We start from the raw sequence: 10,922 nt of genomic DNA, 5'->3' as shown, positions 1-10,922 counted from the left end.
ATTTGGTTGGAATTAGCTACTACCATTGTAAGTGATTGCTTTGGGCTTTTTAATTTCTGTTCGGATTAATTATAGAATTTGCCATTTTAAAACAAGCGAAATGCATATATCACGCAATAACTTGCCCATATTGCGGTAATTATCATTGCAATTTGTCATTTATTCACTCGTGCCTTTTATGTCGCAATCCATATAAATTACCGAGAAGCTAATCCACAACAGTTTATCATTAAAACCAAACATTCAATGCGCCACACCACGTTTTTTGGCCTATAATTAAGGTAGTGTATTAATGAGGGAGGGATGTCTATGGCAAAACGACGAATCACACACGACCCACACCAGTTTGTTAATACTGCTACTGACCGGCGACGCTTACAATTGGCTGTCCAATTAGCCTTGCCAACCTGTGCGCACGTCTTAGCACGCAATTTTGCGCGTTCTAGTGCCAGCTCTTACTGGCTACTAATGATAAAGACGCCGGGGACGGCTGCCCCGCGCTTTTTGACCTTGCGGATCGCGGATCATTTGCTATGGCTGACGAACCATGATCAATTAACCATTAGTTGGGAGGCTGGTAATTTTGACGCCGTTCAACGGACCTTGTGTCAAGAATTAACACCAGCCACTCTGCAACAATACAGTTATCAACTCACGACAACTGATATTATGACACTGCGCTTGATTCTGCATTTGGAACAACATCAGCTCATTTGGTTGGTCCAATTAGCACCTGAAATCGCTAAGGCCTACAAGAATCAGCATTTTGACCTTCGTGACGACTTTGGTCAGGCCAAATTGTTACTAGGCAACATGAATAACAGTAGTCTCCAACTGGTGCCAGTTAAGCAACCAGCTTTCCAAAATCATCTTGGACAATACTTCGGCCGCAATCTCCTATTCTCACAGTTCACCAGCCACCATCTATTGCGACTATTGCCCACCAATCAATGGATTCGACCCTTGCTAAAGGTGTTGCCACCCACACCAAATCTGGAACAACAACTAGCAGTCCTGTATGGCACCGACTTTGTCCGCATTTATGTTGAAGCGATTCGACAACAAGCACGCTTGCAAGCGATTAGTTCATAAAAATAAGACCCCCGCTACGTTCAGCAGGAGCCTTATTTTAGTTACTGATTATTAGTCGCTTTTAAGTTTTCCTTAGGACCTAACAACTTATCCGAAAAGCCAAATACATAAACTAACATCGTTGCAATCACTAGTGTCCCGTAATGGGATATCAAATAACCATAAAAATTTGACCCGATGCCGACACCCGGGGTGATAAACGCGGGGAAACCGATCAACGACCCTGACAAAGCATAGTTATTAACGCGTAACAGACCGGTCAGTAAGCCACCTAGACCACTCGCAATGCTAGCAACGACAAAGACCCGTTTGTATTTCAAGTTGACCCCGTATAGCGCCGGCTCGGTAACACCACAAAAGGCTGAAATTGCAGCTGCCAGTGAGATCTCCTTTAGGTGCTTATCCTTAGACTTTAAGAAGACGGCCAACACCGCACCACCCTGAGCGACCATTGTAATCGAGAGGATTGCATTCAAATAACTGTGCCCATTCGTCGCAATATCATTGATCACAATGGGAATAATGCCCCAGTGGAGCCCGAAAATGACCATCGTCTGGTATAAACCACCAATAACCAATCCTGATAAGGCCGGGCTAAAATTATAGACGGCGACCAAACCGTTGGCCAAGCCCTTACTGATAATCGTAATTAAGGGACCGACCACCACTAATACCACTATCGCCAAAATCAGGGCTTCGATAATCGGAATAAAGACGCTCCGTAAATACAGCGGAACAACTCGTTTTAACCCCCGCTCAACGTACACGCCTAGCCATGCAGCCACAATCATCGGGAACACGGATGCCGAATATGACATTAAATGCGTCGGAACACCTAAGAACGTGATTTGGGCCGTGGCTCCCTTACTAGCTGCCGTTATCAGACTTGGATAGATAAGAACAGCACCGACAATCGCCAGCACGATTGGATCTGAACCTAACTTTTTGGCAGCAGTAAAGCCTAGGACAACTGGTAAAAAGTAAAACGTTGCATCAGCTACCGCGTTAAATACCATATACGTCCCACTCGTGACCGCCAAGACTTTGAAGCCCGTTAACGCGGCCAAGATTCCTTTTAAAATCCCTGAACCTGCCAAAATGCCAATCACCGGAATCATTGCCGCGGTCATAACACCAATGACACCACTAATGCCATTACGCACGTGGCTTAGCCAATTAACGTCACTTGATGCCTCCTGAACCGGTGGTACTGGCACTCCGTCCGCAAATTCAGGCCCTAGTTGTGCGATCACTGCATCAAAAACATCGTTGACTGCCGGACCAATCACAACTTGATACTGACCACCGGCCTTTGCAACATCAATGACGCCGTCCAAGTTCGCAATAACCGCATCGTGCGCTAGTGCTTCATCCTTCAAATAAAATCGCAACCGTGTTATGCAATGAATCACGCTATTAATATTTTGTTGCCCGCCCACATTAGCTACAATTGCCGTGGCTAATGCCGAGTAACGCGTCGTTGACTGCGGTACCGCTGCCACTACCGGTGACGCGGTTGTTGTCACTGTTATCAAGTGAGCCGTTGCGACGACTGCACCGGCCGCGACAGCTTGTGGCAGTGGGGCTAGCGTCAAGTCAGTGAGTACCAGCTGAGCGTTCGTCACGACAATGATCACCGTGGTCGGTTTGTGGGCCTGCTCGATAGCAGCTAAATCCATGTCGACTAATAGTGTGCCAGCCGTCACCTCATCACCGACCTTCACGTGAACTTCAAACGGTGCCCCATTGAGTGCCACCGTATCGACACCCAGATGTACCAACACTTCGAGGCCAGTCGTAGTCACCATGCCAATTGCATGTTTGGTTGTTGCGACTACTGTGATTCGACCACTAACTGGTGCCAAGATGTGACCAGCTGTCGGCTGAACACCAAATCCCGGCCCTACCCTTCCCACCGCAAAAACAGGATCCGGAACCGTTGCCAATGACAATACTTGACCAGTAACTGGTGCTAAAATGGATACTTCATCGATTTTTCCCATAATCATCATCCCCCATGTAAAACCCTTAACCTAACCTTCAAAAATCCTTAAGACGACCGTCTCACGTCCAATCATGATCCATTAAAATTCTATCATCACAATTAGACCAATCTCCATCACTTACCATCACTTCGTTAGGGCGACTAAATATCAAAAACAAGCATTTTTCCGAATCGGAAAAATACTTGTTTATCCTAACGTTGATTAATTATTTGACGTCGCCATTAACTAGGCGGTTGCACCTAAGTGTCGCTTTTTAGGCGCTACTTTAACTGCATTTGCATCCTCATCCTTAAAACCAAACATCCAAGTTAAGGCGAAGGACACGACAATCGTGGCTGCGGATGCAATCAAGAAACCATAAAAACTAAAGTCCAAGCCCTTCGGATTAACAAAGGACGTGAAGCCAATTAGTGAACCCGTAAAGCCCCACATATTGACATTCATCAAGCCGGTCAAGAAGCCACCAACTGCCGCCCCAATACTGGCAGTCACAAAGGCCCGACCATATTTCAAGTTGATCCCGTACATGGCTGGTTCGGTAACACCACAGAAGGCTGAAATCGTTGCTGGCCAAGCAAGTTCTTGAATGTTAGCCAGCTTTGACTTTAAGGCGATTGCGAATACTGCGCCCCCCTGGGCAACCATCGTCGCTGAAACAATCGCGTTCAAGTAACTGTGACCCGTCGTTGCAATATCGTTGGCCACAATCGGAATAACCGCCCAGTGCAACCCGAAGATCACCAATACTTGATAGAAGCCACCAATGATTAAGCCAGAAATCGCAGGGCTCAAATTGTAGACCCACACAATAATATTTGCCAATCCCGTTGAAAGCACAGTAATAATTGGACCAAGGAATAATAGAATCGCACCGGAAACAATCACAACTTCAAATAATGGCACAAAAATCATTCGTAATACCGTTGGAATCACTCGTTTTAACCATGGTTCCAACTTACTTGCTAACCAGGCCCCCGCAATCATCGGGAAAATTGAATACGTATACGAGGCAACGTGTACGGGCAAGCCAAAGAAGTTCGCGTTGATCCCCATTCCTAAAAGCGTACTCGTCGCTTTACCACTTGCCATCGTTACAATAGCTGGATAAGTCAGCACCCCACCGATGATTCCCATGATCACCGGATCTGCCCCTAACTTTTTACCAGCCGTAAAACCGACGAAGATTGGCAGGAAGTAAAAGACCGAGTCGCCCATCGCATTAATAATCACGTACGTTGGTGCGGTCGGGCTAACTAACTTGAATGTTTTCAGTAACGCAAGAATTCCCTTTAAAATACCAGAGGCTGCTAATAATCCAATGACGGGAATCATTGAACCCGTGATAACACCAATTAAATTACTGATACCCCATTTAACTTTGCCCCACGGCGTCGTTGGCCGCTGAGCTGCTGCGGCAGTCTCAGCAACAGCTTTAGCCGTCTCCGAATCATTTGAAAATTCTGGCCCGATTTGCTTGATAACTGCATCATAGACATCCGTGACAGCAGGACCAATCACGACCTGATATTGTCCGCCTGCTTTTGCTACGTCGACGACCCCTTTTAAGTCCCGCACGACGTCATCATTTGCTTTACTTTCATCTTTTAAATAAAAACGTAAGCGGGTAATGCAGTGAATCAAACTACTAATATTCCCGGCACCACCAACATTAGCCACGATGTCTGCGGCTAACTGATCATATTTACCCGCTTTTGGTAATCGATTCTGCCGCTTAGCATTAAATGTGTTGGCGTTCAGACGGCCCGTAGCTGTCACGTCACCGGCAGCTTTTGCCCCCGTAACGACGTCCAACGATTCTAATTTATCACTAGTGTTAGTCACTGCTAAAATCACTGTGGTCTGACGATTAGCGGCTTGAATAGCAGCTAAATCCATGGTGGCAATCACGTCCCCCGCCTGAACATCATCGCCCGCGGCCACTTTGACCGTGAACGGGGCACCCTTTAAGTCGACCGTGTCGATTCCGAGATGCACTAATACTTCCAAATGATCATCAGGCGTTGTGAACCCAATCGCGTGTTTCGTCTCAGCCACCATCGTGACCTGACCACTGACTGGTGCAACAACTTCTCCACTTGAAGGTTGAACGCCAAAGCCCAGTCCCATCATACCGGCTGAAAAGACCGGGTCTTTAACCTTATTTAACGCAATAACGTCCCCATTGACCGGCGACAAAATTGTTACTGTTTGTGCCTTTGCCATACCCATTCCTCCATTCTTAACCTAACAACAGCGCAACCGCTTGATAGGGTTGCATCGTCAATTGTGCTGTGACATTAACATCTTGATAATTGGAAAGTAACACCTGTGCACCGACCATTTCTTCCGGAAGTGTCACCGTTGTTGGCTGACCATAAAAATTATTAAGCACTAATAACTTTTGTTGGCGATATGTCCGCCAATAGCCGAAGACTTGCGGATCATCTAAGCGCCACGATTGATAGCCACCATCCGCGACGATCGGCATCGTTTTTCTTAGCTTAATGAGCCGTTGATAATAGTCAAAAATCTCGCCACTAGCCAATTCATGGGCCACGTTAATCGTCGCCTGATTAGTCGGTGTCAACCACGGTTTACCAGTAGTGAAACCAGCCTTGGCACTATCATCCCATTGCATCGGCGTCCGCGAGTTATCGCGCGCCTTGGTCTTAACGATCGTAAACGCATCGTGATGACTGTACCCACTACGAATTAAAGCCCGATAAGCATTTAATGCCTCAATGTCCACGTAATCAGCCATATTGTCATAGTCCGGATCAGTCATGCCGAGTTCCTCACCCATATAGATAAACGGTGTTCCACGCAAGAGGTGAATGACCGTCGCCAGCATTTCAGCGGACTTGACACGATAACGACCGGCGTCACCAAAGCGATTCAGCGCTCGTGGCTGATCATGATTATTCCAAAACAAAGCCTGCCAGCCACCACCAGCTGCCATTCCACTGGCCCAACTATCTAATAATTGCTTCAATCGTGGGAAGTCGAAGGCCATTCGGGACCACTTCCGTCCATCAACATAATCCGTCTTCAAATGATGGAAATTAAAGACCATTGAGAGTTCGTGATTAGCCGGATTAGTATAACCAACACTGTTCGCAACGGTTGTTGAAGACATCTCCCCCACTGTGACGCTATCTACATCCTGGCCGAAGCTTGCCGCGTTCAATTCCTTTAAATAATCATGAACAACGGGGGTGTCAGTATACAACGTCTTGCTAGGGACCCCCTTAGGTGCGTCCACCAACTTCTCAGCTTTACCGGTAACATTGATGACATCGAAACGAAAACCCTGCACGCCCTTTTGCCGCCAGAAATTGACAACGGCGGCACACGCTTGTCGTACGGCCGGATTATGCCAATCCAAATCGGCCTGAGTCGGATCATATAAATGTAAATAGTACAAACCAGTATCACCAAACGGCGCCCAGGCCGGACCACCAAATTTAGATTCCCAATTGGTCGGTAGACTACCATCAGCCTTGGGAGGACGGAGATAGTAAAACTTCTGATACTTCTCATCACCCGCCAAAGCCTTTTGAAACCACTCGTGTTCAGTTGAAGTATGATTAAGAACCATATCCAACATGACCCCGATACCATTTGCCTTCAGCTTTGCAACGAGTTCTTCAAAATCAGCCATCGTGCCAAACATGGGGTCAATATGGTAGTAATCTGCAATATCGTAACCGTTATCATTTTGTGGTGAGACAAAAAACGGATTAAACCAAATCATGTCAATATTCAACTTTTTGAGGTAGTCGATCTTTTCAATAACACCTCGTAAATCACCGACGCCATCGCCATTGCTGTCGTAAAACGACTTCGGATAAATCTGATAAATCACTTGTTCTGATAATTTCATGCGCTATCCCTCTCATGCCAGATCTTATTTCTTAGTTCGCCGAGCAAAATCGCGGAAACTAAAGCGGTCCGCCCGGTGTCGTGATTCCGTATACTGGAACGCTCGCGCATCCGTGAGGCTCGTCACGCTTCGAACAACTGCCACATAGGCGCCCTTACTAATAGCGAGGTGTTCGCGGTCCTCATCAGTTGCCGGCGCCATCGTAATTTCCTTCGTCGCGTAACCGATCGTCAACCCAAGCTGATTTTCAAAATACGCGTACAGTGAGTCTTCCGCCGCTTGCTTGGGAACTTTCGGAACGATCGATTTCAAAATATAATCCTTATCAATAATAGCTGGTTCGCCATCGATCACTCGGACTCGTTTGATGGCCGTCACTGGCGCTTCCGTCAATTCGGTACCAAGTGACGTAAAGTCAGCAACCGGTAACGTTGCATCCGGTTGATAGTCATAAACAATATTTTGCGTCTTAATGTGTAACTTTTCGGCTAACTCTTTATAACTCACAATGCCAGAAACTGGAAATTCATACTGTCGATGCTCAATCACAATGGACCCTTTACCACGAATTTTTTGAATATAGCCATCCTCAGCCAATGTCGCTAATGCTTTGCGCCCAGTCTCACGTGAAATCCCATATAGCTCACAAAGTTGATGTTCACTCGGCAAATAACTCCCGATCGGGTAAACCTCCGCATCAATTTTCTGGAGCAAATCTTGATAAACTAAGGCCGCTTTATTCACGGCAACCACCCCTTTGTTATCGTTTTCATTTATGAATATAGACTTGTTTAGACAAGTTGTCAATATTTAAATAATAACCCAATTAAATTTGTAGATTATACCAGCCAGATCAGGTCTAGACATGTCTAGAGTTCACAAAATCCGAGCTTATATTTCAGTATTCAATAACTGCTTCATAATAAGTGCCAACACCTATACAGTATTGGTTGAACTAGCAGGATAGTCCGCACCATAATAAAAAATCGACATTCGCAGAGCGCTAACAGCAATCTCCAACCAATGTCGATTCTATATCTGATGATTTCATTAATATTACTATTTTCGCAATAAATCTTTCGCTTTCATTGTTGCTACTTCTTTTTTCATTTTTCTCTTTCGGTTCACGAGTGCATCTATCCAGATACCATTCAGCACGGCTTCGCCAACTAACAATACGGTTACTATTGATAATAAAGAGACCTCTTTTGTAAAAACAATGTAAATAATAAAGCCTAAAAAGCCAGCTCCCGGAATTGCCCCAAACCACCTTGGTAAGTATCGATCTAACATATAGAGCACTGCAACGACCAACATACCAATCAGAATTCCTTTAAAATCACTCATGTTGTTCCTCCCTAAAGTCAGTAATAATCTGTTTTGCTACCTCTAACGATAATTTCTCATCGATTACCAATTTCATAACCTTCGTTTCAAACGTATTTGCACCGTTGTCCTCAATAAAGTTAATTTTTTGAATAATCGTGTTTAACCGCATTCGCACGGTTGGATAACTCACTTGATAAATCTTAGCGAGTTGTTTTAGAGAACCTGAGGCAATAACCAATTGTTTAACAAATTCCTGATCCTCACGTTCTAAATTCACAAACCAGTCCATAGCATCCCTCTTTTTTAATATTGTTTATTAAACTTTAACATTGTTTATTATAATGTCAATAAAAAATCATATATTTGATAACTGATACAATCCGGAGCTATTCAAATAAAGACGAGTACTCTAATCCAAAAGAATTACAGTACTCGCCTTATTTAGAATATTAACGCTACTAGTCTCAGTAAATTTATTAGCTGACCTTTAGTGATTCAATCCAAATGCCTGATTATCACTAGCATCCGCGCTAGCTGCATCACTAGCTGCTTGTTCTTCGGCCATCAACCGAGCGCGTTCATGTTTGTTATACCAAGGTGAAACAGTGAAAGCCAAGACATCGTTCATCAGATAAACGGAACTATTAATGAACATTGCTAGTGTCGCCGAACCTTGACGGAACGAGATGAACCAGAGGACCATTTGTGCTAAACCAGAGGCAATCCACCAGAAATACTGGTTGTTGTAACGGAGGAAGCAAATAACGCCGGCCGTTAAACAAATCGCAAAACTAATGGCATCGACCCATGGCCGGGGATCATCAGTTAAGGCACCAATAAGATAGCCGGAGATGGCATAAACAACTAAAGTTGCGACAATTGCGACGATCCACGTCTTACCCGTAAACTTCCGAATCTTTGAAACCATGTTGACGTTCCAATTAGCACTTAATAGTACTGGAATATCAAGCGTTACGACGTAGGCTAATTGTTCCCCAATGCTTAAATAGTTCTTAGCTGAAAAACCAACTACGATGAAGCAAGCGGCGGAGATGACGCCTAATAATCCATTGACTGACTTAGCCGCATTAATGGCTAACACACAAAGAACACCCAAAGTGGTCCCAATAAATGTTAAAATAGACAATGCTGTAATTGGCGCACTTACTAACGTCATTACTTGACATCCTAGGCTAAAATAGAATAGATAGTAGTTCTGTTGTGGCCAACCTTTTAGTTGGTGTGATAAGAATTTAAAATAATTACTCAAAATCATGCTCCTCTTTCCGTTTTCATATGCGGTTGTAGGTGTCTAGTTGGCCAACCAGTCACGTCACACTACTACATGTAGTGTTTCCGTTTGAAACAACACAATATATTGTATCATTATCTTGGCCGATGAAAAGGGTAAAATTCCAAATTTATATTGAATTGTTTACAATTAATCCAACTGCGCCCCGGCAATTTGGTATTTTTGGCGTGCTGATTTTTTTATATTTTTTTGATTTCGGCCTACTGATAGCGTTGTCAATATCAGGTCAAAACAATGCGTTTTGTCGCAATACAATGCTTGCAGTATACTGGAGAGGAACAAACTTTTAGCATCACAATATAATTAATTTTTTTGGAGGAACCTCATGATTACGCTTAAATCAGATCGCGAAATCAAAGGGATGCAAGCTGCCGGTGACATCATGGTTGGCCTGTTTCACGCCCTTGAAGACTACATCAAGCCCGGAATTACGACTTGGGATGTTGACCACTTTGCCTACGAATACATCGTTGCACACGACGCTACTCCTGGCGAACTCAACTTTGAAGGTTATAAGTACTCAACTTGTGTCAGCGTCAATGACATGATTTGTCACGGCTGTCCTAGTAAAGATATCTTGGTCAAAGATGGAGACTTATTAAAAGTTGATACCGTTATTAACTACCATGGCTACCTTAGTGACTCTTGCCACGCCTTTGTTGCTGGTACACCATCACCCGAAGTTAAAAAACTCATGGAAGTGACCCATAAAGCGCTATACCTCGGTATTGACCAAGCCGTTGTTGGCAACCGAATTGGTGATATCGGCTGGGCTATTCAGAATTACGCTGAAAACGAAATGGGTTACGGCGTTGTACGCGAATACATTGGTCATGGTATTGGACCGACGATGCACGAAAAGCCTGATGTTCCACATTATGGCGAAGCTGGTCACGGCACCCGTCTAAAAGCTGGTATGACCATTACTATCGAACCAATGGTCAATATTGGTGACTGGCGTTCTGGCGAAACTGCCGATGACGGTTGGACTGTTCGCACTTTAGATGGCAGTCTTAGCTGCCAATACGAGCACACCCTTGTCGTTACCGATGACGGTCCTAAGATTTTATCATCATTCGATAATGATTTTGATGCTAAATACTTATGGAATAAGTAATATCATTTAAATTATAATCACGAACAATCCCACCCTAGTTTAGTCACTTGCTAATCAGGGTGGGATTGTTTTAGTTATTATCAACAGCACGTTCACTAGCTATTGTCAGAATAAAACTAGTTATATGTGTCTTGGAAAACGTCTTGATTATAAGACATGAAAAACTGATATTGGATAAATTTT

The 10,922-nt window shown here is 44.4% G+C and carries 9 protein-coding genes; 2 read left to right on the top strand and 7 right to left on the bottom strand.

Annotated features, from left to right (window positions below; genetic code table 11):
* Window positions 1-309: 309 nt before the first annotated feature.
* Window positions 310-1,092 carry a hypothetical protein gene (locus tag ACOV1R_RS02840; RefSeq protein ID WP_097557965.1) on the top strand — a complete coding sequence of 261 codons (783 nt, stop codon included), beginning with the start codon at window positions 310-312 and terminating at the stop codon, window positions 1,090-1,092.
* A gap of 41 nt (window positions 1,093-1,133) precedes the next feature.
* Here ACOV1R_RS02840 and ACOV1R_RS02835 read toward each other — a convergent pair whose 3' ends face one another.
* The 7 genes from ACOV1R_RS02835 to pnuC form a co-directional block, all read right to left on the bottom strand.
* The gene (locus ACOV1R_RS02835; RefSeq protein ID WP_217203145.1) at window positions 1,134-3,104 is read right to left on the bottom strand and encodes a glucose PTS transporter subunit IIA; all 1,971 of its coding nucleotides are present in this window, start codon (window positions 3,102-3,104) and stop codon (window positions 1,134-1,136) included.
* A 219-nt stretch (window positions 3,105-3,323) separates the two neighbouring features.
* The gene (locus ACOV1R_RS02830; RefSeq protein ID WP_016511226.1) at window positions 3,324-5,321 is read right to left on the bottom strand and encodes a glucose PTS transporter subunit IIA; all 1,998 of its coding nucleotides are present in this window, start codon (window positions 5,319-5,321) and stop codon (window positions 3,324-3,326) included.
* Between the two features lie 16 nt (window positions 5,322-5,337).
* Window positions 5,338-6,981, bottom strand: a complete 1,644-nt coding sequence (gene treC, locus ACOV1R_RS02825; protein ID WP_016511225.1) for an alpha,alpha-phosphotrehalase — start codon at window positions 6,979-6,981, stop codon at window positions 5,338-5,340.
* Between the two features lie 24 nt (window positions 6,982-7,005).
* Window positions 7,006-7,725: a trehalose operon repressor gene (treR, locus tag ACOV1R_RS02820; protein WP_003643703.1), complete on the bottom strand. Its 720-nt coding sequence runs from the start codon at window positions 7,723-7,725 to the stop codon at window positions 7,006-7,008.
* Between the two features lie 315 nt (window positions 7,726-8,040).
* On the bottom strand, window positions 8,041-8,328 hold the full coding sequence (locus ACOV1R_RS02815; protein ID WP_003641841.1) for a hypothetical protein: 288 nt from the start codon (window positions 8,326-8,328) through the stop codon (window positions 8,041-8,043).
* Entirely contained in the window at window positions 8,321-8,599 is a 279-nt protein-coding gene (locus tag ACOV1R_RS02810; RefSeq protein ID WP_003641840.1) for a DUF2089 family protein, read from the bottom strand. The genes ACOV1R_RS02815 and ACOV1R_RS02810 overlap by 8 nt, the downstream gene beginning before the upstream one ends.
* Before the next feature lie 198 nt (window positions 8,600-8,797).
* Entirely contained in the window at window positions 8,798-9,586 is a 789-nt protein-coding gene (pnuC, locus tag ACOV1R_RS02805) for a nicotinamide riboside transporter PnuC (protein WP_003641839.1), read from the bottom strand.
* A gap of 361 nt (window positions 9,587-9,947) precedes the next feature.
* Here pnuC and map point away from each other — a divergent pair, with 361 nt between their 5' ends.
* The gene (map, locus tag ACOV1R_RS02800) at window positions 9,948-10,739 is read left to right on the top strand and encodes a type I methionyl aminopeptidase (protein ID WP_003641837.1); all 792 of its coding nucleotides are present in this window, start codon (window positions 9,948-9,950) and stop codon (window positions 10,737-10,739) included.
* The last annotated feature ends 183 nt before the right edge of the window (window positions 10,740-10,922 follow it).

It is taken from the genome of Lactiplantibacillus sp. YT640 (assembly GCF_049745435.1).
GTDB lineage: Bacteria > Bacillota > Bacilli > Lactobacillales > Lactobacillaceae > Lactiplantibacillus > Lactiplantibacillus plantarum.
Note: the sequence above shows the minus strand (reverse complement) of the source record. Positions and strands in the feature narration are given on the sequence as shown.